The sequence below is a fragment of the unidentified bacterial endosymbiont genome (genome assembly GCF_918320885.1).
Classification (GTDB): Bacteria; Pseudomonadota; Gammaproteobacteria; order Enterobacterales.
This window is the reverse complement of the sequence record NZ_OU907312.1, coordinates 920,692-942,876: the sequence shown is the minus strand read 5'-3', so window position 1 is coordinate 942,876 and position 22,185 is coordinate 920,692. Positions and strand designations below refer to the sequence as shown.

23 protein-coding genes are annotated in these 22,185 nt (G+C 50.7%); 16 read left to right on the top strand and 7 right to left on the bottom strand.

Translation table 11 applies throughout. The features are described 5' to 3' along the window. The first annotated feature begins 168 nt into the window (after positions 1-168). The 3 genes from purM to NL324_RS04725 all read left to right on the top strand — a co-directional run bounded on the left by purM (position 169) and on the right by NL324_RS04725 (position 3,238). Positions 169-1,215 carry a phosphoribosylformylglycinamidine cyclo-ligase gene (purM, locus tag NL324_RS04735; RefSeq protein ID WP_253306541.1) on the top strand — a complete coding sequence of 349 codons (1,047 nt, stop codon included), beginning with the start codon at positions 169-171 and terminating at the stop codon, positions 1,213-1,215. A 19-nt stretch (positions 1,216-1,234) separates the two neighbouring features. Beyond that, complete coding sequence (purN, locus tag NL324_RS04730) at positions 1,235-1,876, top strand: phosphoribosylglycinamide formyltransferase (protein ID WP_253306540.1); 642 nt, start codon at positions 1,235-1,237, stop codon at positions 1,874-1,876. Positions 1,877-2,017: 141 nt separating this feature from the next. Continuing rightward, a complete protein-coding gene (locus NL324_RS04725) occupies positions 2,018-3,238 on the top strand; it encodes an MFS transporter (protein ID WP_253306539.1) in 1,221 nt (406 codons plus the stop codon). Here NL324_RS04725 and hemH read toward each other — a convergent pair. Genes hemH through htpG form a run of 3 tightly spaced genes read right to left on the bottom strand, consistent with a single transcriptional unit; the run spans position 3,227 to position 6,872 of the window. Beyond that, positions 3,227-4,198, bottom strand: coding sequence for a ferrochelatase (gene hemH / locus NL324_RS04720; protein ID WP_253306538.1), 972 nt, complete (start codon positions 4,196-4,198; stop codon positions 3,227-3,229). The two genes, NL324_RS04725 and hemH, sit on opposite strands and share 12 nt — an antisense overlap. A 33-nt stretch (positions 4,199-4,231) precedes the next feature. After that, positions 4,232-4,885: an adenylate kinase family protein gene (locus NL324_RS04715; protein ID WP_253306537.1), complete on the bottom strand. Its 654-nt coding sequence runs from the start codon at positions 4,883-4,885 to the stop codon at positions 4,232-4,234. Positions 4,886-4,919: 34 nt separating this feature from the next. Further along, entirely contained in the window at positions 4,920-6,872 is a 1,953-nt protein-coding gene (gene htpG / locus NL324_RS04710; protein ID WP_253306536.1) for a molecular chaperone HtpG, read from the bottom strand. Between the two features lie 383 nt (positions 6,873-7,255). On the opposite strand from htpG, the gene NL324_RS04705 reads away from it, so the two are divergent. The 9 genes from NL324_RS04705 to NL324_RS04665 all read left to right on the top strand — a co-directional run bounded on the left by NL324_RS04705 (position 7,256) and on the right by NL324_RS04665 (position 13,390). Further along, positions 7,256-7,555: a transposase gene (locus NL324_RS04705; RefSeq protein ID WP_253305847.1), complete on the top strand. Its 300-nt coding sequence runs from the start codon at positions 7,256-7,258 to the stop codon at positions 7,553-7,555. Next, positions 7,471-8,421: an IS3 family transposase gene (locus NL324_RS04700; protein ID WP_366516351.1), complete on the top strand. Its 951-nt coding sequence runs from the start codon at positions 7,471-7,473 to the stop codon at positions 8,419-8,421. The genes NL324_RS04705 and NL324_RS04700 overlap by 85 nt, the downstream gene beginning before the upstream one ends. 114 nt (positions 8,422-8,535) lie before the next feature. Then, positions 8,536-8,889 (top strand): hypothetical protein, encoded by a 354-nt coding sequence (locus NL324_RS04695; protein WP_253306535.1) that lies wholly within the window; start codon positions 8,536-8,538, stop codon positions 8,887-8,889. Further along, positions 8,870-10,294 (top strand): type III secretion system protein SepQ, encoded by a 1,425-nt coding sequence (locus NL324_RS04690; protein ID WP_253306534.1) that lies wholly within the window; start codon positions 8,870-8,872, stop codon positions 10,292-10,294. Before NL324_RS04695 ends, NL324_RS04690 begins: the two co-directional genes overlap by 20 nt. A gap of 35 nt (positions 10,295-10,329) precedes the next feature. Continuing rightward, positions 10,330-10,662 carry a FliM/FliN family flagellar motor C-terminal domain-containing protein gene (locus NL324_RS04685; RefSeq protein WP_253306533.1) on the top strand — a complete coding sequence of 111 codons (333 nt, stop codon included), beginning with the start codon at positions 10,330-10,332 and terminating at the stop codon, positions 10,660-10,662. Then, positions 10,649-11,299: a type III secretion system export apparatus subunit SctR gene (sctR, locus tag NL324_RS04680; protein WP_301282758.1), complete on the top strand. Its 651-nt coding sequence runs from the start codon at positions 10,649-10,651 to the stop codon at positions 11,297-11,299. Before NL324_RS04685 ends, sctR begins: the two co-directional genes overlap by 14 nt. Further along, positions 11,296-11,565 carry a type III secretion system export apparatus subunit SctS gene (gene sctS / locus NL324_RS04675; RefSeq protein WP_253306532.1) on the top strand — a complete coding sequence of 90 codons (270 nt, stop codon included), beginning with the start codon at positions 11,296-11,298 and terminating at the stop codon, positions 11,563-11,565. Before sctR ends, sctS begins: the two co-directional genes overlap by 4 nt. After that, the gene (gene sctT / locus NL324_RS04670; RefSeq protein WP_253306531.1) at positions 11,566-12,345 is read left to right on the top strand and encodes a type III secretion system export apparatus subunit SctT; all 780 of its coding nucleotides are present in this window, start codon (positions 11,566-11,568) and stop codon (positions 12,343-12,345) included. Next, positions 12,338-13,390 carry an EscU/YscU/HrcU family type III secretion system export apparatus switch protein gene (locus NL324_RS04665; RefSeq protein ID WP_253306530.1) on the top strand — a complete coding sequence of 351 codons (1,053 nt, stop codon included), beginning with the start codon at positions 12,338-12,340 and terminating at the stop codon, positions 13,388-13,390. Before sctT ends, NL324_RS04665 begins: the two co-directional genes overlap by 8 nt. 60 nt (positions 13,391-13,450) lie before the next feature. On the opposite strand, the gene NL324_RS04660 is transcribed toward NL324_RS04665, so the two are convergent. Both NL324_RS04660 and NL324_RS04655 read right to left on the bottom strand, forming a co-directional pair. Beyond that, the gene (locus NL324_RS04660) at positions 13,451-13,705 is read right to left on the bottom strand and encodes a hypothetical protein (protein ID WP_253306529.1); all 255 of its coding nucleotides are present in this window, start codon (positions 13,703-13,705) and stop codon (positions 13,451-13,453) included. Between the two features lie 152 nt (positions 13,706-13,857). After that, positions 13,858-15,054 (bottom strand): type II secretion system protein, encoded by a 1,197-nt coding sequence (locus tag NL324_RS04655; RefSeq protein ID WP_253306528.1) that lies wholly within the window; start codon positions 15,052-15,054, stop codon positions 13,858-13,860. Positions 15,055-15,760: 706 nt separating this feature from the next. On the opposite strand from NL324_RS04655, the gene NL324_RS04650 reads away from it, so the two are divergent. The 3 genes from NL324_RS04650 to nhaA all read left to right on the top strand — a co-directional run bounded on the left by NL324_RS04650 (position 15,761) and on the right by nhaA (position 19,183). Further along, positions 15,761-16,441 carry a hypothetical protein gene (locus tag NL324_RS04650; RefSeq protein WP_253306527.1) on the top strand — a complete coding sequence of 227 codons (681 nt, stop codon included), beginning with the start codon at positions 15,761-15,763 and terminating at the stop codon, positions 16,439-16,441. Positions 16,442-16,662: 221 nt separating this feature from the next. Continuing rightward, a complete protein-coding gene (gene queC, locus NL324_RS04645; protein WP_253306526.1) occupies positions 16,663-17,424 on the top strand; it encodes a 7-cyano-7-deazaguanine synthase QueC in 762 nt (253 codons plus the stop codon). Positions 17,425-18,004: 580 nt separating this feature from the next. Further along, positions 18,005-19,183 (top strand): Na+/H+ antiporter NhaA, encoded by a 1,179-nt coding sequence (gene nhaA / locus NL324_RS04640; protein WP_253306525.1) that lies wholly within the window; start codon positions 18,005-18,007, stop codon positions 19,181-19,183. A gap of 16 nt (positions 19,184-19,199) precedes the next feature. On the opposite strand, the gene NL324_RS04635 is transcribed toward nhaA, so the two are convergent. Together NL324_RS04635 and rpsT are read right to left on the bottom strand one after the other, a co-directional pair. Then, entirely contained in the window at positions 19,200-19,775 is a 576-nt protein-coding gene (locus NL324_RS04635; RefSeq protein WP_253306524.1) for a hypothetical protein, read from the bottom strand. A gap of 293 nt (positions 19,776-20,068) precedes the next feature. After that, positions 20,069-20,335, bottom strand: a complete 267-nt coding sequence (gene rpsT, locus NL324_RS04630) for a 30S ribosomal protein S20 (protein ID WP_253306523.1) — start codon at positions 20,333-20,335, stop codon at positions 20,069-20,071. 223 nt (positions 20,336-20,558) lie between these two features. Between rpsT and murJ the strand changes: the two genes are divergently transcribed. Beyond that, positions 20,559-22,136, top strand: coding sequence for a murein biosynthesis integral membrane protein MurJ (murJ, locus tag NL324_RS04625; RefSeq protein WP_253306522.1), 1,578 nt, complete (start codon positions 20,559-20,561; stop codon positions 22,134-22,136). Positions 22,137-22,185 lie beyond the last annotated feature (49 nt).

Below are 22,185 nucleotides of genomic sequence, written 5' to 3'. Positions count from 1 at the left end.
GAATTCCCCCTATTTTGTTAGAATGAGCGCTCATTCAATCAGAGGCTAACCCCGCCCAGCGGTTGCCACCTGCTCGAATGAGCGCTCCCCACGCTATAGCTGCCCACGACGCGCTGAGGAGCTCATACTGACTTGCCAAAACGGCACCACCATCAGTAGGGGACCCTTGTGGCCACACCTCCGTTAAATTATAAACAAGCGGGTGTCGATATCGATGCCGGCAATGCGTTAGTCCGACGTATCGGGCCCTTGGCCAAAAAAACTCATCGACCGGAAGTCATCGGCGGGCTCGGCGGATTTGCGGCGCTCTGTGCCATCCCACCACAGTACCGTGAACCAGTACTGGTTTCGGCGACCGATGGGGTGGGAACCAAATTGCGCTTAGCCATTGCCCAAGCGCAGCATCACACCATCGGCATCGATCTGGTCGCTATGTGTGTCAATGATCTGATTGTTCAAGGCGCTGAACCCCTGTTTTTCCTCGATTACTATGCGACCAGTCGTCTAGAGGTTGAAATCGCCACCCAAGTGATTGCCGGCATTGCTGAGGGTTGCCAACAGGCACGCTGTGCGTTGGTCGGTGGGGAAACTGCTGAAATGCCCGGCATGTATCACCCTAGCGAGTATGATCTGGCGGGTTTCTGCGTCGGCATCGTCGAGCGCTCGCAGATAATGGATGGCAGCCAAGTCTGTGAGGGGGATCTCATCCTGGCGCTCGCTTCCAGCGGTCCCCATGCCAATGGCTTCTCCTTAATCCATAAAATTTTAGAAAGCGCCACGGTTGATCCCGCCACCGCACTGCTGGAAGGGCGGCCTTTAGTGCAGCATCTGCTGGAACCTACCCGGATTTATGTCGCTTCAATACTGAATTTGCTCAAACAGTGTGACATCCATGCCCTAGTGCATATTACCGGCGGCGGTTTTTGGGATAATATCCCGAGAATCTTACCCAATGGATTACAAGCGGTCCTTGAGCAAGCCAGCTGGTCATGGCCCGCCCTCTTTCACTGGATACAACAACAGGGGGAGATCACTTTGTATGAAATGTACCGCACCTTTAACTGTGGCGTCGGCATGCTGGTGATGCTGCCAGCCGCCCAAGTGGATAGCGCCCTGACGCTACTGCACGATTTAGGTGAGCAGGCTTGGATCATCGGTAATATTGTCAAACGCGAGGGGCCGCAACCGGTGATTATCCGCTCCAAAACCGCTTGATCAGTCGGTGAGCTTCATCATGAAAAAAATAGTGGTGCTGATCTCAGGCCAGGGCAGCAATCTGCAAGCACTGATCGAAGCCTGCCAACAGGGCCGTATCCCGGCACAGATCAGCGCCGTCATTAGCGATCAGCCACAAGCCTACGGCTTGACTCGGGCAGAACAGGCCGGGATCCCGGCGGTGGCGCTAAGCCGCCCAGCCCTTCTGAGCCGGGCCGAATATGATCACTTATTAACCCAGACGGTGGCGGCTTATCAACCTGATCTCGTGGTACTGGCTGGTTTTATGCGCCTCCTGGGGGCCACGTTTCTAGAGGAATTCCCTCAGCAGATCCTGAATATTCATCCCTCATTACTCCCGAAATATCCGGGATTGAATACACATCAGCGAGCCCTGGAGAGTGGTGATCGGCAGCACGGGGCGACCGTACATTTTGTCACCGCTCAGCTCGATGGGGGTCCTATTGTGTTACAAGCTCGAGTGCCGATTGACCCCCAGGATTCTCTGGAGACGATCAGCGCCCGAGTTCAACAACAAGAGTGGCAGATTTATCCCTTGGCAGTGCGTTGGTTTATCGAAGGTCGGTTGTGCATGCGGCAAGGATTGGCTTGGCTTGATCAGCAACCACTACCACCACTAGGATCATCAATAGTGCTCTAGTGGCGATCGATAAGGCATCCCTCACTGCTGTAAACGTTTGAAAACAGCTTCCCCCTCTAGCCTAGGCAATTTGTCCGCTAGATGGCCCAATCATGACTAGACTATAACAGCGGCCTACCGCTAATTTGGAATACAACACCTATGTCAAAGTCCCTGATGAGTAAGCCTCCTACAGCGTTGACTCTAGCCATTGTGGGCGGTATTAGCCTTGTTCACTTGCTTAACGATCTAGTCCAATCCTTAATTGTAGCGATCTATCCCCTATTAAAAAGCGAGTTTGCACTCTCCTTTAGTGATATCGGTTTGCTTACATTCACTTATCAAATGGCCTCCTCCTTTCTACAACCGCTCATTGGTTGGGTGATTGATCGCTATCCCCAGCCCTATGCACTGTTGGTCAGTATGCTGTTGCTATTGATTGGTCTCACTCTGATCGCTTGTTCTGCCGATTTTTACCTCCTAGTGTTCGCAATTACTTTAGCGGGGGTTGGATCCGCTATTTTTCATCCCGAAGCTTCACGACTCACCCGGATGGCCTCCGGTGGTCAGTACGAGTTAACGCAATCACTCTTTCAGCTCGGAGGTAACTTTGGAAGCATGCTCGGCCCTTTAGCAGCCCTAGTGATTATTCCTTATGGCAGACTGGCTATCCTGTGGTTTACGGTGGCGGTGCTCATGGCTTTCTCTATGCTGCTACCCATTAGCCACTGGTCAAAACAACCCACTCAACAGTTCGCGAACCTTAGCCATTGTGGACGCTACGATCCTGCTTTCAGGTGGTCTGCCGTGGCCTGGCCACTGGGATTGCTCCTGCTGCTCATGTTTACCAAATATATTTATTTATTCAGTTTTTATAGTTACTATATTTTTTACCTCATGGATCACTTTCAACTCCCTATCTCCGCCGCGCAACTTAAATTCTGCTACTTTCTGCTCTCTGTAGCCGTGGGGACCCTCATCGGTGGCCCCTTGGCGAAGCGCCTAGGTCGTAGAGTCGTCATCGTGGGATCTATGCTAGGAATTATTCCGTTGGCACTACTCCTTCCTTACGTTCACTTGGCGTGGACACTGCCGTTAACCCTACTGATTGGCGTGATTTTAGCCTCTGCTTTTTCAGCCATTTTGGTCTATGCACAAGAATTAGTCCCTGGCAGGATAGGGATGATTTCTGGACTGTTCTTTGGTTTTACCGCCGGAATGGGCGGCATTGGCGCAGCGCTCCTAGGCCAGTTAGCAGACAAAACAGGCCTTCAGTCTGTTTATCACTGCTGTTCCTATTTCACCCTTCTGGGACTCACTGCACTGCTGCTCCCCAAATCTGCGCCTAAGCGCCCAGTTATTCAGCCGCCATCAACCCGCTAAGGTCTCGGTGACCAAGGCCTGTAATAGTTGGATATGGGCCGAAGTATCATTGAGCGCCGGGATATAGTGGAAACTCGCTCCGCCAGCTTTTAGAAAAATGTCCCGCGCCTCCTGAGTGATCTCTTCTAAGGTCTCTAAACAGTCACTCGAGAAAGCAGGACAGATCACCTGGAGGTTCCGTACCCCCTGCTGAGCTAAACGGTGTAACTGTTCAACGGTATAGGGCTGTAACCAAGCAGCGTAGCCAAACCGAGATTGATAGCTCATGGCCCACTGCTCTGGGAGCAGCGATAGCTTAGCGACCACGGCCTCAGTGGTCGCTTGGCAGCGTTGTGGATAGTCATCCCCCTGCTGCACATAGCGCTGTGGGATGCCATGATAGGAAAACAGTAGCCGATCCGGTGCGCCGTGCTGTGAAAAAGCCTGCTGGATCGACTGCTGTAGTGCCTGAATAAACAGTGGGTGTGTAGCATAATCACGGATAAAGTGGAGTTTAGGCAAGCGACGATAACGCTGCAGGGCTTGTGCTAAACAATCCCACACCGCTGCGGTGGTGGTGCTAGAGTATTGCGGAAACAGCGGCAGCACCACTAGCGCTGTGATCCCTTGTGCCAACAAGCGCTCTAAGGCGCTGGCCAGTGAAGGCTCGCCATAGGTCATCCCTAACCCGACCGGGATCTCCGAACCTAAACAGGCGGCTAGCGCCTGTTGTTGACGGCGGCTATACACCAGCAGCGGCGATCCTTCGGGTAACCAGATTGCCTGATAGCGCTGAGCCAGCTTGGCGCAGCGCCGCGGCAGCACCACACCATACAGTAGGGGATACCATAAGCAACGGGGCAGATCGATCACCCGGCGATCACTTAAAAACGGCCCCAGAAAGGCTCTAATGGCCTTTGGCGTCGCCGCACTAGGGGTCCCTAAGTTGACCAGCAGTACACCCGCTTTGGTAAGACTCATTCCTCTTAGCTCCTACTCACTCACCTAGGGAAGTTAGGCTGTCTGCTGTGGGAAGAGTGCTAACAGCTGCGCACTGACAGCCACCGCTGGCTGATTAGCCTCAAGCGCTACATAACGCGTTCTGCCTTGTAAAGCCTGTTGCTGATAGTAGGCGATCAACGGGACGGTCTGTGCTTGGTAGATCATTAACCGTTGCCGAATGGTCGCTTCATCATCATCAGGCCGCGTGTTTAAGGGCTCTCCAGTGATATCATCTCTATCAGCCACCCGGGGTGGCTGATAGTCGATATGATAGAGCCGTCCTGAAGGCCTATGCACGCGCCGACCGCTCAAACGCCTGATCAAGACCGCCTCGGGTACCGCTAAGTGGACCACCTGATCGAGCTTGATCCCCGCCTGTGTGAGCGCTTCTGCTTGCGCTAAGGTACGTGGAAAGCCATCCAGCAGACAGGGGCGGTCGCCTGCTTGCTGCAACCGCTCCTCGACTAACGCAATCATCAGGCGATCAGGCACCAATTGTCCACTGGCCATCATCGCTTGCACTTGGATGCCCAGTGGACTCTGCTCACGAACTGCAGCGCGCAAGATCTCTCCCGTGGCAATGTGGATAAAGCCCAACCGTTCCACCAGCACCTGCGCTTGGGTGCCTTTGCCAGCCCCAGGAGCGCCTAATAAAACAACGCGCATATGCTCTCCTCTCTTCCGGCCAGCTTGACCGTCATCAGGCGCTCATTAACAGCCGGTTGAGTCGCTGAATAAAACGGTTAGGATCCTCTAAACTGCCCTGCTCCGTTAATAGCGCTTGTTCAAACAGCAGCTCTATCCACTCAGCAAAGAGATCTTCATCCGGGATCTCTGCCGCCCGCCGAACCAGGGGATGGCTGGGGTTGAGCTCTAAATTGTACTGAACCTCTGGGGCCTTCTGTCCTGATGCTGCTAATAATTTCGCCATCTGCGTGGACATAGCATCGCCTTCAGTCGTCACCACTGCTGGCGTATCGGTCAACCGTTGCGTCAAACAAACCCGTTTCACCCGTTTCCCTAACAGCGTTTTGACGCGCTCCACGAGTGGTGCCAACTCACTCTCTAAGCTTTTGTACTCCTCCGAGCTCGTTTCGGTGAGTTTGTTTAGCTCCAGATCTGCTTTGGTGATCAATTGAAAAGACTTGCCTTTAAATTCTGTCAAGTATCCCATCATCCACTCATCGATGCGATCACATAACAGCAGCACTTCCCAATTTTTCTTACGGAACAGCTCTAAATGCGGACTACTTTTGGCCGCAGCATAGCTGTCGGCAGTTAAGTAGTAGATCTTCTCCTGCTCAGCCGGCATGCGCGCTATATAGTCGTTGAGGCCCACCGTATAGCGTGCTGACAGCTCAGTGGTGCTGCTCTCATGCGTTGAGGCGAAGCGCAATAGCTGAGCCACTGCTTCCCGATTGCTATAATCTTCGGCAATCCCCTCTTTCAGCACACTGCCAAACTGCTCCCAAAATTGCTGATATTTCTCAGACTCCTCACCGGCCAACTTCTCTAACAGTTGCAATACCCGTTTAGTACAGGCGCTCCGTAGACTCTGCGTCATGCGATTATCTTGCAAAATTTCCCGAGAGACATTCAATGGCAGATCATTGGAATCGATGATCCCTTTGACAAAGCGCAGGTAGGTCGGCATAAACTGTTCGGCATCATCCATGATGAAGACCCGCTGAACATACAGCTTCAGGCCCTGTTTGCGATCACGATTCCAGAGATCCCAAGGGGCCTTGGCTGGAATATAGAGTAGGCTAGTGTACTCCTGCTTGCCCTCGACTCGGTTATGGCTCCAGAGGAGTGGATCGGTGAAATCATGGGACACATGCTGATAAAAGGCACGATACTCCTCATCGCTGATCTCACTTTTGTTACGGACCCACAACGCCTGAGCTTTGTTGATACGCTCCCAGACTATTTCCGTTTCGCTGCTGGAGGCTGCAGGCTCCTGAACTGCCTCGTCATCCCCCTCCACAGCACTGCTACTGTCGGTTTTTTGAGTTTTTAGCTCTACGGGCAGAGCGATATGATCGGAGTATTTGCCAATAATAGAGCGCACCCGCCAGTCATCTAAGAACTCCTCTTCCCCTTCACGCAGATGCAGGGTGATCTCAGTACCGCGATCCGCTTTGGTGATTTGCGCGACCGTATACTCCCCTTCCCCACTCGACTCCCACAACACCCCCTGTTCCGCAGGGAGACCTGCAGCCCGGGTAGCGACTGTGACTTTATCTGCCACGATAAAAGCGGAGTAAAAGCCCACCCCAAATTGGCCAATGAGCTGTTGATCTTGGGAAGCTGAGCTGCCCATAGAGGCCAAGAACTCTTTAGTCCCTGACTTAGCAATGGTTCCCAAATGGTCAATCACCTCTTCACGGCTCATGCCGACACCATTATCACTGATCGTCAAGGTACGTTCTGTCTTATCACACCATAAACGGACCCGCAGCTCCCCCTCACCCTCATACAGATCAGCATCAGAGAGCGCTCGAAACCGCAATTTATCAGCAGCATCCGAAGCATTGGAGATCAATTCACGCAAAAAAATCTCTTTATTAGAGTAGAGCGAGTGAATCATTAACTGTAGTAACTGTTTAACTTCGGATTGAAACCCGCGGGTTTCTCGTTCTGTCCCCTGCATTCCCCTACCTCAATTCATAATTGACCATTCGAAAGTGGCGGCCACTCAAAGCGCGCGCTAGAGTATATAGGGCCCGACTAGCGCTATTTCAAGCGATGTCGTGAAGTTGAAAGTGTTGCAGAGTCTTTTATCCACTAGGCCATGAGCCCAAAAGTGCTAAAAAGCTAACTGATCTTGACCCGATTTGATGGACACATCGAAAAGAAACGAAGTGGTCTGTCCCGGAAAAAGTTCGCACCGAATTTACAGTGTAAAATATCGTCGCTGACAATTATAAAATGATTTTATAGCGTCAAATATGTAAGCTGATCTTGCTACCCTTTAACGGACACAACGAAGAGGAACAAAGCGTATAATTTTTTGTTACTTTTTGAGGTGAAGTTATGAATCAAGGGGAATCAAGGAGCTATGATAAGGAATTCAAGCTGAATGCGGTAAAGCTGTATCACAGCACTGGTAAAACGCTCTGTCAATTGAGCGAGGAATTGGGAGTTCCCAAGAGTACATTGGCAGGGTGGGTCCATCAGCATAACAAGGATGGTGCAGAGGCTTTCCCGGGCAAAGGATACCTGAAAGCGTCTGATGCTGAGCTCAGTCAATTGCGGAAAGAATTGGCGATAGCACGCGAAGAGAGGGATATCCTAAAAAAAGCCTTGGGCATCTTCTCAGTGGCCCGCAAGTAAAATACCAGTTTATGCAAAAGCATGCTGGGGAATTCAGCGTAGAGAGGATGTCCAACGTGTTAGGTGTATCCCGCAGTGGCTATTATCAGTTTATCAAGGCTGAGCCATCCAAGCGCTATTGTGAGGATGAGCGTTTAATATCTGAAATTAAAGAGGTTTATACCATAAGCAACCAAATTTACGGTAGCCCACGTATCCATGCTGAGTTACGAGCTAGAGGTGAGCGCTGTTCACGCAAACGGGTTTGTCGGCTAATGAAAGCAGCCCATATTGCGGCTAAGATGAAAAAACGATTTAAGGTAACCACAATAGTCGATCCAAAGGCCGCAGTGGCGCCTAATTTACTCAAGCAGAAGTTCACAGCCACTCGCCCTGATCAATACTGGGCAGCAGATATTACCTATATTCCGACCCAAGAGGGATGGTTGTATGTTGCTATCGTACTGGACCTGTTCTCTCGTAGTATCGTGGGGATGGATATGCAAGCTCACATGACCACCGAGTTAGTAGCCGCAGCATTACGCCAGGCAATAACACGGAGGAAGCCTGCTGCAGGTCTCATCCACCACTCCGACCGAGGCAGCCAGTATACCAGCAAAGGATTCAAGGCTGTATCGGCGCATCACCAGATAACGCTTAGCATGAGTAGTACGGGCAATTGTTATGACAATGCAGTAGCAGAGAGTTTTTTCCATACCTTAAAAACAGAGCACACCCACTTTGAACGTTTTGAGAGCAGAGAACAAGCCAAATTGAGCATTTTTGAATACGTAGAAGTGTTTTATAACCGACAGAGACGGCACTCAACGCTAGGCTATCTGTCTCCTGTAAATTTTGAAAAAAATTGGTTATCCCAGGTCGCTTAAGGTTTCTCTTCTCTGTGTCTAAAAAAAGGTGGCAAGATCAAGGGGCGACTACCGCAGCCCTCATTATCAGCCCAGCGCTCCTTTTCTGGTTGGTTACAGCCGCCGCTTGAAGCAGTGGACAGCGCTTTACAGCAAGCGTTTGAGGAAGAGAGCGAATCCCAACGTCACCGGCGCCAGCAAATGATAGTACAGGCGCTACAACAACCGGGTGATCGCTACTGTGATGCCCTACGCGTGATCAGTCGAGGGGCAGGGATCAGTTTAACCTGGCAGTTGATCAACGGGCCGTTGGCTGGACTACTGATTAAGGCTGAATTGGCTGGCGGGCAGCTGCAGCTCTCATTATCGGTGAGTGAGTGGCGTCACTACCACTGTTTATTAGAACAAAAACCCCACTGGTTAACCCTACTCAACCGTGGTGTTTATGCTGTATCGGTGGAGGTGCACTATGTGGTGTCCGTCACATAGTTCAGCCTGGATCGCCTTGAGTCAACACATTGGTCATGGACGTGTTCAAGCTCAGGGAAGGCTACGATTGACGATGGAACGGCAGGGGGGGGTGGGACTGATATGGTCCTTGACGGTGGCAGGGCAGCGCTGTCGGGCTTGGTGTGAGGAGACTGCCTGGTGCCAGTGGATAGCGCCATTACTGTCTGTGCCGGCGTTAGCACAGATCGATCAATCGCTATTAACCCCGTTAGCACTCTGGAGTTGGCAGCCATTGCTGGGGCACTTGGCTGATGAGCCGGCGGATGGTGCGACGTCGCTGCAGATCAAACCACCCACCGAGGGTACTCTAGCTGAAGCGTGGGATCCCAAGCTGATCTTAGTGCGTGAGGATGAGGCAGAGCTGGCACTGCGTCTACTGGATTGGCCTGCCCAGTGGTTAATAGAGCACAGTCGCTCCTGGAAACCACTGACCGGCGGTGCCCGGGTGCCGCCACTGGCCATCAGTGTGGTAGCCGGGTGGTGCCGCCTGCCCGATCAAGCGCTAGAGAGGATAGGGTTAGGGGAAGGGCTGAGACTCAGCGGTCCGGTCGACTTATGGCACGGGGAAGCTTGGTTATTTCAGGAGCAGCCATTGGCCAGAGTACGCTTTACGAATACACAGCAAGCCGTAGTAGAGGCCATCATGGCAGAGCAGAGTGACTGGCCACCGGAGATCGGCAATGCTGTACAGGCCTTGTCGATCACCGTTGTGGCAGAGATTGGACAGCTGTGGGTGCCGTTAGAACAGCTGGCGGCGCTGCAGGTGGGCGAAGTCCTGCAAGGAGAGTCGTTGTTTGAGGGCGCCGTCCGTTTAAAGGCCAATGGTCGTTATCTGGGGAGTGGCCAGCTGATTGAAGTCGGCGGCCATTGGATCGTACAGATTGACGGCTGGTTTAACCAACCGCCGCTGCTGACAACCCCCCAGGAAGAGCCTCTAGAGAACGCTTCGATAGCGGCGGCAGTAGAAGTGGTAGAAGCAGTAGGAGAAAAGAGAGCAGCGGCAGCCTCGACGACCGAGGCAGCCACTGAAGCAGTAACGACCCTAGGCGATGACCTAGCAGAAAGCGGTGAAGAGGAGAGTACAGTGGAAAGAGAAGCGGCTAGGGTCGTTGAGCCAGGCGTCCCGGCCAGGAGATCAGCTCAGGGTACGGGGCTTGAGCAGCACGAAAAGCCCGTTAGTGCTCAGGTCCCATTAACGCCGCCTGTGCCTGCCACGGGGCAGAGCCTACCCGTCACCGCATTCGAACCGGCGGACACGCCTTCCCCACCGGTCGTGATACCCCCCAAGCCGCCGCGCGCCCCTAAAGCACTCCGATCGGCCATGAACAGTATGGCCAAGGCGGTGGTGGGGCGTCGTAAACCGGGTAAACCCTCAACGGTCTAGCCCAGCACTTTTTATGAAGAGGTCGATGAGCCCTTATGCAGTACTCTGATGAGCCGAGCAGCCCCCCAGCAGCATTGGATCCTGCTGACACCGCACGGATAAGGCACTCGACTGAGCAGCGGCAGGGCACCCCCCAGCCTGCGGTACGGTTTGCCGTGACAGTAGAGTGCCTGGTCACGCAGTTAACCCTGGAGCAGTTGCGATCGCTGGCGCCTGGGCAGCCGTTAGTGCCCTCGATGCCGCTAACGCCTGACGATCTGATCCTGCAGATCAACGGCAGCCGCTTGGGGCGGGGAAGCTTATTGACGCTTGATAAGCGCTGGGCAATACGAATTACTCAGCTAGGAGCTGCTGGTGAAGCTATTTGAACAACCCTACTCACTGATTGCCCTACTCACACTACTGTCACTGCTGCCGCTATTGATCGTCATGGGGACCACCTTTTTAAAAATAGCCGTAGTCTTGTCGCTGCTACGCAACGCCCTAGGGATCCAGCAACTGCCGCCGAATATGGCGATTTATGGCCTATCCCTGATCTTAACGCTGTTTATCATGGCCCCGGTGGGTCTAGAGATCAGCGATCACTTAGAGAAGCAGCCGTTGGATTGGCAATCCCCACAACTGTTTCAACGGCTTGATCGTGAGGTATTACAGCCCTACCGCCGGTTTTTAATACGGCATACTGATCCTAAGCAGATCTGCTTTTTTAGCAATGTTGGCCAGCAGGTGTGGCCGGAGCAGTATCGCGCACGGTTGCCTCAGGATTCGCTACTGGTTTTAATGCCCTCATTTACCCTCAGTCAGTTGGTAGAGGCGTTTAAAATAGGACTACTGCTCTATCTACCCTTTATTGCCATTGATCTGATTGTCTCCAATATTCTGCTGGCGATGGGGATGATGATGGTCTCGCCGATGACCATTGCTTTACCTTTTAAACTGCTGATTTTTATCTTAATTGATGGCTGGCAGCAATTGTTGAATCAACTAGTGTTGACCTACGCATGAGTGAACGACTCATTGTCCAGATGGCCATCCAGTTGTTGTGGTTGATATTACTACTGTCGTTGCCCATTGTGATCACCGCCTCGGTCGTTGGGTTGTTGGTGAGTCTATTTCAGGCACTGACCCAGCTACAAGATCAGACGTTACAGTTTTTGATTAAATTGGTTGCCGTGAGTATCACCTTAGTGGTGACCTACCCTTGGATGGGGGAGACTTTACTGAACTATACCCACTTAGTCTTTAAACAGATTGTGCAGATGGCGCCTTAGATGGAGCAGTGGCTCGCTCTACTGCCATCAGTGGCGTTGAGTACTCTTCGGCCGCTGGGACTGTTTCTGTTTTTACCGATGTTTAGCGCGCGTTGCCTAGGGGGGGCTTTGATGCGCAACGCCATCGCTTTAGTGATCGCTTTACCGGTGATCCCTTTGAATATGGCAGTGGCCCCTGTGGGTCCCCAAGATCTGGGGCTACTGCTGCACTATTATGGGCATGAACTATTCATTGGAATGTTGATTGGTTTTGCTGCTGCCATTCCATTTTGGGCCCTAGATATTGCCAGTTTTATTATTGACACGATGCGGGGGGCCTCCATGGGGACCTTACTAAATCCGTTGTTAGGGGCACAATCGTCGATTTATGGGCTATTGTTCTTACAGCTCTATGCTGTGCTATTCCTGGGTTTTGGCGGTTTTCACCAATTGTTAACCACCCTGTATACCAGCTACACTGTGTTAGCGCCGGGGCGCTGTTTAGTCCTGGATGAACACCTATTCCTGTTTCTCAAGCAGTGGTGGCTATTAATGTACCACTTAGGGGTTGGTTTTGCGCTACCAGCCATGCTGATTATGGTGCTGGTTGATGTCGCCATGGGACTACTGAATCGCTCGGCGCAACAGTTGAACGTATTTTTTTTAGCGATGCCGATTAAAAGTGTCTTAGTGTTGCTGTTATTGATAGTGAGTTTAGAGAATGCGCTACAACTCTATCGACGGCACACGATGACGATCACGGAACAGGTGTTACAGCTGCTGAGTTTTCTGCGTGAGTGAAAAAACCGAAAAGCCGACCGAGAAACGCATTCGAGATGCCCGTAAAAAAGGGCAGGTGATCAAAAGCCAAGAGTTGGTCGTGGGGGTGCAGCTAGCAACGCTGCTCTGCTACTTGATTTTTATAGGCCCCGATTTTTTTAGTGCTCTGCAGCGCTTCATTGAGACTGCATTAGAGGCCTTAAGCTTACCGATACGACCAGCGCTCTCCAAAGTGATGGGCGCTTTTTTCAGTGTGATGTTACGCTTTATCGGCGGCATGATAGGACTATTAATCCTAGTGACCTTAGCCGCTCTGCTGGGTCAAGTGGGCTTTTTGCTGTCTACCGAGGCCTTGACCCTCAAATTAGAGAAGCTCAACCCGGTCACCAACCTGCAGCAGCTATTCTCGTTACGCAGCTTGTTTGAGGTCGCCAAAGCGCTGTTTAAGTTCATACTCTTAGGGCTGATTTTTACCTATATTTTGCGTCAGTATATTGGCACTTTTCAATTTCTACCAGCCAGCGGGCTAGGGGCTGCCCTGCCAGTGGCCGCCACCTTGATAAGCTGGCTCTGGGGCACCTTGGTTGGCTGCTATGTGGTATTTGCCCTAGCCGATTACGCCTTTCAGCGGCATAGCATGATGAAGCAGCTGCGCATGTCGAAAGATGAGATCAAGCGCGAGTATAAAGAGTCCGAGGGCAGCCCGGAGGTGAAGTCACGACGTCGTGAAGTGCATCGGGAAATCCAGAGTGGTAGCCTATCGGTGAAGGTTAAGAAATCGACTGTTTTGGTCAAAAACCCCTCGCATATTGCTATCTGCCTCTATTATCGTTCGGGAGAGAGCCCACTACCCCAAGTCTTAGAAAAAGGAGTCGATCAGCAAGCCCTGCAGATGGTGGCATTGGCGCTGCAGTTCGGCGTACCGGTGGTTGAGGATGTCTCATTAGCCCGTACCTTGCTGGAGGAGGTTGAGGTGAATCACTACATTCCCGAACATCTCTTTGAGCCGGTCGCCGCGCTGCTCCGTCTGGTCATGGGCTTGAGCTATCGTAACCCGGAAGCGTAATCCTCTTTTGATCGGCAATTAACGTGCATCACAACCGTTAGTGGCGCGCGGCCGGGGGACTCAGGAGCAAGTCTGCTTAAATTGGCCTATCAGACGTGTCAGTTGCTGACGAGAGTCGCCAGTGATTTTTATGAGGTCAGCGATCACCATCCCCTTACTGCGCTTGTTGAGGCCACTGTAAGCGAATTTAGACAACGTCTTACTGATAGTTTGATAAACACTCCTCTTATCTTCATCGATACAGAAAATGACTGGCTGAGTGCCCGCCAGAAAGCTGGATAGTTGCTGAATGGTACTAACTTCATGAACGTTCATGATGGTTTTCATCTCTTCATCATGAGCAAAAATTGGCTTTTTGTCACTTTTGGGCTCATTTCAGGTTAGAAAGAACCCCGCCTTCAGACTCATTTCATATGGGATAAGACTACCAGTCGATAACAATTAGCCAACTCTTTTACTTAAAATGATCATTTCCATCTTTTTACTTCCTGTGGAATACCATCAGCACAGATTGCCAATATCCTCATACCACTACCACGCATTCCCATTAAAAACAAAGCTCCCTCCCGTTCTTTAGCGCCACATATCTCAACTATATCTTGTAAATGTCCGGATTGGTCAAATATCTCTATAAAAGGAATTTTTATATACTGATTGCCTACCTCACTAAAAAATCCTCGATAGTTACTGATTGTACCTCTACCCAATGTCGCATAGGGGTATATAGAGGTTTTTAGTGCCCAAGGAGTTATAGACGTAAAAACATTTTTATTTTTAACATTGATTGATGGATTTCTGTTATCTATTTTAATTTCATTACCATCACGAGCTATAGTAAATTCCAATCGATCACCACTTAGTAAAGATTCAATTCCACCAAAATCAGTATTATAGGTGTCTTTCATACTTAGCATAGGGGTACCATTGACATCTAAAGTAATTTTTTTTGTACTACTTTTGTTATAGGGGTTCTGTAAGGTAATAGTTCTCGAGGATACAGTAGATCGTGCTATTCCATCTTTCAAATTGAGTGAATGATTATCTATTTCTAAATCAGTTTCCATCCTATTGTATTCAGGATGATCGGGGAAATTTATGCGCCGCAAGAATTTCCCAGCATCCATCACATCATGATCACTGAAGACTAGATAGCTCGCTAGATGACCGGGTTTTAATGAAAAACCCTTTAAAAACCAATTTCCTTGGTTCCCGACAATTTTATCTTTATCAAGCGTAGAAACATAACCAGCAAAGCTGCCTGCTTGAGCAACAATTTGTCTCATTGATGATTCACTAATCGTTTGTCCTTGCTCAGTGGTGATCAGCACCTGCAATACACCTTTATCTTCAAAAGCGCTAATTCTATAGTCTTGATTGTAATTATTTTTTTTAATAAATTGATCAGACAAATAACCTTGCATGATCAAATCTGATAAATCAATGCTCCTAGGTAAATTTTCTTTAAAATATTGATAATGATCCTGCACATACTGTTGAGTGGCTTTTGTCAAATTATTCAACTGGTTGGCAGTGATCTGATTGATGCTACGTTCGGCATTCTGAATGATGTAGCGTGATCCAAGGCCCATGAGACTGATAACTACACTCATCCCGATAACGGCTTCAATTAAATAAAAACCTCGTTGCAGTCTATTTTTTATCACAAATGTTACCTTTCATTTACTATTAGACATAAGATACGAAAATATTTATCTTTTATCGAGTAATCGCTTATGACTTACCTTATTACACACACGTAACCTCTGCTGTCTTCAGGTAACCTTTACCAGAAAAGGATTCTCTATCTAATTGAGGTAAATCCAATACTATGAAATTAGTATATTTATATATTCGATTGTCCATAGAAGTCTATGTTGGCGCTTGATATTTTGTGGTGGTACCCTCTGTCGACTGATAGGTTATGATTTTTATCAAAAAATAAGGGGTAGTGGAGTATATTCCAATCCTTAATTCAACTACTTTGTAGTTAACCTATTCACTCCCGTTATCTGAAGGTAACCATTTGATAAAAAAGGAAAAGTATCAATCAGGTGTCGCAATACTGGCAGCAGATGCTCTTTGTTTATCCTTTTACAAAATAGTGTGATTGGGTAGTAGCGTAGGAGATAAAATAGGGACACCACCTGAGTGGTGAGTCATCCGCGCGGTCAGCATAATAGGGGCATCAGTTAACAGAAGTTATTGAATTCAAAGCGGTAAAAATAGGGTGTGGTCTGGACTAGTTGCTGATTGCAGGCCAACCGAAGATCAATCATACGCTTGAGAGAGCACGCCACCGATAGGTAAAGCCATGAGCACCCCTATCGCTGTTGTTGCTAAAAACAGTTTAATTTTAATGAGGAAACGGTTATGACCCAGAATGAGATCACGGTAGCAGTTTACCCTAGCTATGTTCCGACCTATTCACCCTCTGAGCCTGCTGATAGCTATGGCTATAGTGATTCTAGCGACAGAGTGTATCATCACCTTGATTCAGCCAATGGCTTACTGTGGGATCATAGCACCAGTGCCTCAGACTTGGGAGAGCAACGTCACAACCGCTCTTTAGAGCCTCGTCGAGTAAAAGCGATGCCGCCAGTAGAGAGTGCCACCCTACAGACTTTGAAAGAGCGTCTGGACGGTGTAGCACAGACAACCCGTCAGATGATAGCGGGTGCTCAACTGATTGGGCAAAGGGTGGGTGCCGTGACGACGCCTATTCTCGGTTCGTTAAGCCGAGGCGTGACGCAAACCGTGGTGGATGCCAAGAGTTATGAGAGCTGGGCTACGGATCATGTAGAGAGCTGGGGTTGGAATGAGACGAAGTTTGGTTATGCGTGTGGTTTAGCCGTTCGTGGTGCGAGCACCTTGGTTGGCGCTGCTGTGGGGCTGGCGCATGGTGTCTGGGCTGGCGGAAAACAGGCCCATGATAACTACCATAGTGAGGGTGTTCTGAAGGGGGGCTGGCAGGCGATTGCCAATGCTTTTTACGCCTGTGAACCGACCCGTTTTGCCAACGCCGCTGAGGATAGTCACGCTCACGTCTATTGACACTAGAGCGGTTTGCCACCGAAGGCTAGCTAATCTCAGGTTCAACTCAGTACCCTTGGCGGTTGGAACAGGGGCTAGAGAATGCATTGATTGTCCCCGGAGTCAGTCAGCTGCGCACTACTAGCACAGCAGTTCACAACAGTTCTGCTTTACGGGGGGCGCAGTCGTTCGGTAAGATCAACAGACACTGTATAGCCTCACTAAAAAAAGTTTTTAAAACTATGTCTTCTGATCACTCTCCAGCCACTCATCGTCCTCTGGTCGTCCTATTCAGCGGCGGCCAGGATTCGACCACCTGTTTAATCCAGGCGTTACAGCAGCCTGACGTGAGCTCCCCCCAGCAGGTTCACTGCCTGACGGTGGATTATGGCCAGCGCCATCAAGCAGAGATTGCGGTCGCCCAGAGACTAGCGCAGCAGTTTGGGATTATCCATCATCGACTGCTGGACGCTAGCATCCTGACACAATTTAGTGACAATAGCTTGACGCATCAACAGCTCGCGGTGCCGAACCAATTAGCGGGCGGCGTTCCTAACACCTTTGTTCCCGGGCGTAATATTCTATTGCTGACTTTAGCGGCCATTTATGCCTATCAAGTGGGGGCTGAGCGGATCATCACTGGGGTGTGTGAGATTGATTTTTCTGGTTATCCTGATTGTCGGGATGCTTTTATCCAAGCCTTGAATCCCGCCTTGAGCCTAGGACTAGGACGGCCAGTGCAGATAGAGACGCCATTGATGTGGCTGAGTAAGTCGGAGATCTGGGCATTAGCTGATTACTATGGTCAGTTGACGCTAGTGCGCCAGCAGACCCTGACCTGTTATCACGGCAAGCTGGGCGGCGGCTGTGGCTGCTGCCCAGCTTGCCAGCTCCGTGCCCGTGGCTTACAACAATACCTCAGTGATCCACAGCGTTATCGGGATAGCGTCACGGCTAAAATGGAGTTCGCAGGGTGTGCATCATCAGATCCCAGGAATTGTTAACAGACTAAACTGTAGGTTAATAGTTCCCGCGGAAGATGTTGTGGACGCCGGTTCTCCTCAAGGTGTGGCCGCACCAGGGGCTCACCGAGTTCGGGTAAACTCATTGCTGCTGAGGCTGCCTGAAGTGAGAGGATTGCTAAAGGGCTACAGAACAGTAACCTCTGGAACAGCCTCTTCCGTGAATTGTGCCGCGTCATCTTTTTGATTAATCCTCTCGGCATAACCCTAGAAGTCTAATCGGTCACAATAGGATTGAAACAGACCGCTCCGAGGGCCGCTGATCCTCCAGGGATCCTGGTCTATGGCGGGATTCACTTGTCTAACGCTACAGAGTAAAAGTAGTCGATGCCCTATGGAATACAAGATCCGGCCGTCATGTAGGTAAAATATTTTTTAAGATCATTAAACAGGGTTTAATCAGTTTATTATGGTGTTTTGTAGTGAATAAATTGGCCTGCAGCAGTGAAGTATGGACCTCCAGTCACCACAGCGGCCCCTAATGGGCCGCTGATCATCGGCTCTGGTGTGGGTTTGTGTTAGAATGACCTCCGTAAACGATTGCTAGGAGAAAGGAGTTGCAATGAGGGCTGTGATCCGTCGGTTTCTTAAATTAGAGGCCTCTGGCGGGATTTTGCTGATGATGGCCACCCTATTGGCCTTAGTACTCGCCAATAGTGCGGCGAAGAGTGGTTACCAAGCCTTCATTCAATATCCCATCGGTCTTACGATCACACACTGCCATCGGCCGTTACTCTGGTGGATTAATGATGGGTTGATGACCCTATTCTTTCTACACGTCGGTTTAGAAGTCAAGCGGGAGCTGCTGGTTGGTGCCTTAGCCAGCCGATCCCAAGCGGTCCTACCCGTCATGGCCGCATTGGGGGGCATGATCCTGCCAGCGCTCATCTATCTGGGCTTCAATGCCCAGGATAGCCTAGCACACGCTGGTTGGGCCATCCCAGTAGCCACAGATATTGCTTTTTCTCTCGGGGTACTGGCGCTACTGGGCAGACGGGTTCCCAGTGCCTTAAAGGTTTTTCTATTGGCGTTGGCGATCATCGATGATCTGGGGGTCATTGTCATCATTTCGCTGTTTTATACTCATCAGCTATCCCTACTGCCGTTAGCGGGTGTGCTGGTGATCCTGCTGTGGTTACTCTTGCTCAATCGCCGCGGGGTTACCGCCATTACCCCCTATCTGTTGCTGGGGGGAGTCCTCTGGCTGGGACTGTTGCTGTCAGGGATCCACGCTACCTTAGCTGGGGTTGTGGTGGGGTTTGTTATTCCGGTGTGTCGTCAACCCTCTTCCGTTGCAGTCGGCCCCGCTCAACGGTTAGAGCAGCGGTTACACCCCTGGGTCGTCGAGCTGATTCTGCCGCTATTTGCTTTTGCCAATGCAGGCGTTGCCCTGCAGGGGATCCAGTTAGAACAGCAGAATATCGCGCTGCCCTTAGGTATTATCCTGGGGCTACTGATTGGCAAGCCTTTGGGGGTTTTTAGTTTTAGTTGGTTGGCAGTCCGTTTACACTGGGCCAAGCTGCCTGAGGGCGTGCAGTTCTCCGAGATTTTTGCAGTTGCCGTGCTGTGTGGTATCGGTTTTACGATGTCGATCTATATCACCACCTTGGCCTTTGAATCACTCCCAATGGCCTACGGCGGCTATGCTCGTTTGGCTATCTTAATCGGCTCAACTACCGCCGCCGTGAGCGGCTACAGCTTGTTAAATCATCGGCTGCCGAAACCTGTCAAAACGCCTTGACCTCTCTACCGATTGTTTAGTGGCAGGATAATCCGAAGCATTGAGGATTGTTGAGGTCTATACGGAGAGAAACCTCGATACGAGCTGGTGTTTTGGTTGATTGTTTGCTTCCTATATTGACCTCATCCGGCACCTCAGTGGATAGGAAGTTTACCCTATGGAGGTTTATAGTGGTCATCAGTTGAAGAAGCGCGTTGAGTATTTCACTAGGATCATCCTTCGACAGCTGGATGGGTTGAGACCTTCCCCGGTCCATATCCATATAGATCGCCTCGGTAGAGTTCAGATCCGCCTCACGAATAGGCGCATCTCTATTACTGTTCAGAGTGGATTGAGAGCGGTTCATCTCCATATAAATCGGCTCGTCAGAATGGCGTATCTCCTCATAAATCGGCTCTTCAAAAGTGAGTGGCTCTTCATAATCAGCGTTTAGTGTTTCGTTATCAATCAGCCCGTCAGAATGGGATATCTCCTCATAAACTGGCTCCTTGCCAGTATTTTCCAGAAAGGTAGTCAGGGCTGCTCCACAGTTTTTTGAGAGTAATGATAAATATTTTCTTAACCCAAAGAGGTATTTTGTTAATAAATGCACTCTTTATTTATTTTTTAATTAAAAATTTGATAACAATAGTATCATTTTTAAAATATTTGTGTAACCTAAAACAATCAACTAATGGGATTATTTTTACACGCTGCTGATGACAAGAGATTTATCGAGGTAACGAGAGGGTACAGCACCATGATGACTAGCAGCGGCTGCTAGGCTCCTGATAGGGAGCTCATTCAGCCACGAGCTGTCACCAGCGGCCGTTCATTTACGGAAAGCAGGCTTTGACCCCTTCGGTTTGAAGTTCTCCTCGCCGACGAGGCTAGCGCCTTAGGAGACTAAGCACCCATGGCTTTGATATGCGCCATTAAAGTCGATTTGTGACGGGCGGCTTTATTTTTGTGAATCAACCCCTTGGTCGCTAGGCGATCGAGAATGGGTTGCATCGTGCTAAAGGCTTGCAGCGCTTGTGCTTTATCTTGGGAGGCGACCGCAGCGTAGACCTTCTTAATAAAGGTACGCATCATAGAGCGGCGGCTGGTGTTATGTTTCCGCTGCTCTTCCGATTGGATAGCGCGTTTCTTTGCAGACTTAATATTAGCCAAAGTGAGAACTCCTTACTGTGGTTCTAGCCCATTGTTTTCTTGGGGCGACAGCATGCCTGTTTTACCGCCGGCTGTCAATCGCTGCCGCCGCTACCGCCGCGGATCAGCCAGTCAGCCTGGTATAATCCATGGAGTCCCGTTATGATGTCGGGGATACAGTAGACAATGCCGGGCGCTCCTCACCATCAGCACTAGCGCCCACAACACTAATGAGAATGGTATCTTGAGTCAACAACTGATCCGCCAGGGCTTGGTGGTGAGCAGTATGACCCTGCTCTCGCGGCTTTTGGGCATGGTGCGGGATATGGTCTTTGCCCATGTGGTTGGCGCTGGGGCCTCGGCTGATCTCTTTTTATTTGCCAACCGTATTCCCAATTTTTTTCGCCGGCTGTTTGCCGAAGGGGCCTTCTCCCAAGCCTTTGTCCCCGTCTTAACGGAGTATCAGCAGCGGGGTGATCGGCACTCGACTCGCTGCTTGATCCAACGCGTTTCTGGCACCCTGGGCGGGGTAGTGACCCTGGTGACGCTGGGTGCCATGCTATTAGCACCCCTGGTGACGCTACTCTTTGGTTTTGGTTGGTTTATGGCGTGGTGGCAGGGGGGGGCGGAGGCTGCTAAGTATCCACTCGCTAATCAGTTATTGCGGCTGACCTTCCCTTACTTATGGTTTATTACGTTTGTTGCCTTCTCCGGGGCTATTTTAAATACCCTAGGAGTGTTTAGCGTCGCCGCTTTTTCTCCAGTGCTCCTCAACATCGCGATGATCGGCTGTGCCCTCTGGTTGGCGCCACAACTCGCCGAGCCCGCTATCGGCTTAGCCATCGGGGTGTTTCTCGGTGGGCTACTACAATTTCTGTTTCAATTGCCCTTTTTACGCCGCGCGGGACTGTTGGTTTGGCCTCGTTGGGATTGGCAGGATGCCGGGGTCCGCCGAATAGGCCAGCTGATGTTACCGGCGCTATTTGGCGTCTCGGTCAATCAGATCACCGTGTTAATCAACACTGCCATTGCTAGCTTTATGCAGACTGGCGCGATCAGTTGGCTCTACTATGCCGAACGGCTGTTAGAGTTACCTTTGGGGGTTATCGGCGCCACCCTGTCGACCATTTTACTGCCAACCCTCGCTCGCTTGCAGCGGCAGCCGACCGCTGATCAGTTTGTTGCTACCGTTGATTGGGGGATCCGCCTGGTATTTTTGCTAGGCGTCCCCGCGATGGTTGGCTTAGCGCTATTAGCTGAGCCTATTTTGATGGTGCTTTATCTGCGTGGCCACTTTACACTGGCCGATCTCCAAGCGAGCAAGGCGGCACTGCAGACTCTGAACTGTGGGGTGTTCACCATTTTAGTTGCTAAGGTGTTGGGGTGCGCTTACTACGCTCGCCAAGACACCAAGACGCCCGTACGTTATGCCCTATTCACTATGGGGAGCCATCTGTTATTGAATAACTTAGCCTGGAAGTTTGGCTATATTGGATTGGCTTTGGCCAGTGCGCTGTCGAGTATGGTCAATGCCACGCTGCTCTATCGGGGATTAGTGCACCAAGGGATCTACCGCCTAACGTCAGACAGTATCCAGGTGCTGCTGCGGCTGCTGTTAGGCAGTCTCGGGATGGCTCTGGCCTTGATGCTGTTCACCCCTGATCATGCCCATTGGCTGGCACTGTCGCAGGGGATGCGCATCGGCTGGTTAGCAGGGCTCATCGGTGGTGCGCTACTGCTGTATGGGGGGATCCTGCTCTGCTTAGGCATCCGCTGGTGCCATCTGCGCAGCCCATCGCTGGTGGACTCATCAGCCGCCTGATCCGCTCCTCACGGGTGACCGCTGGAGAGGGTGCGGCTCTGCAGAGACT

Excerpts from the sequence above, each read along its gene's own strand:
- NL324_RS04715 (WP_253306537.1), bottom strand. The coding sequence starts at position 4,885 with ATGCGCGTTGTTTTATTAGGCGCTCCTGGGGCTGGCAAAGGCACCCAA.
- hemH (WP_253306538.1), bottom strand. The coding sequence starts at position 4,198 with ATGAGTCTTACCAAAGCGGGTGTACTGCTGGTCAACTTAGGGACCCCT.
- NL324_RS04685 (WP_253306533.1), top strand. The coding sequence starts at position 10,330 with ATGCAGTACTCTGATGAGCCGAGCAGCCCCCCAGCAGCATTGGATCCT.
- queC (WP_253306526.1), top strand. The coding sequence starts at position 16,663 with ATGTCTTCTGATCACTCTCCAGCCACTCATCGTCCTCTGGTCGTCCTA.
- NL324_RS04725 (WP_253306539.1), top strand. The coding sequence starts at position 2,018 with ATGTCAAAGTCCCTGATGAGTAAGCCTCCTACAGCGTTGACTCTAGCC.
- NL324_RS04650 (WP_253306527.1), top strand. The coding sequence starts at position 15,761 with ATGACCCAGAATGAGATCACGGTAGCAGTTTACCCTAGCTATGTTCCG.
- NL324_RS04690 (WP_253306534.1), top strand. The coding sequence starts at position 8,870 with ATGTGGTGTCCGTCACATAGTTCAGCCTGGATCGCCTTGAGTCAACAC.
- purN (WP_253306540.1), top strand. The coding sequence starts at position 1,235 with ATGAAAAAAATAGTGGTGCTGATCTCAGGCCAGGGCAGCAATCTGCAA.
- sctS (WP_253306532.1), top strand. The coding sequence starts at position 11,296 with ATGAGTGAACGACTCATTGTCCAGATGGCCATCCAGTTGTTGTGGTTG.
- htpG (WP_253306536.1), bottom strand. The coding sequence starts at position 6,872 with ATGCAGGGGACAGAACGAGAAACCCGCGGGTTTCAATCCGAAGTTAAA.
- NL324_RS04660 (WP_253306529.1), bottom strand. The coding sequence starts at position 13,705 with ATGAACGTTCATGAAGTTAGTACCATTCAGCAACTATCCAGCTTTCTG.
- sctT (WP_253306531.1), top strand. The coding sequence starts at position 11,566 with ATGGAGCAGTGGCTCGCTCTACTGCCATCAGTGGCGTTGAGTACTCTT.
- NL324_RS04705 (WP_253305847.1), top strand. The coding sequence starts at position 7,256 with ATGAATCAAGGGGAATCAAGGAGCTATGATAAGGAATTCAAGCTGAAT.
- nhaA (WP_253306525.1), top strand. The coding sequence starts at position 18,005 with ATGAGGGCTGTGATCCGTCGGTTTCTTAAATTAGAGGCCTCTGGCGGG.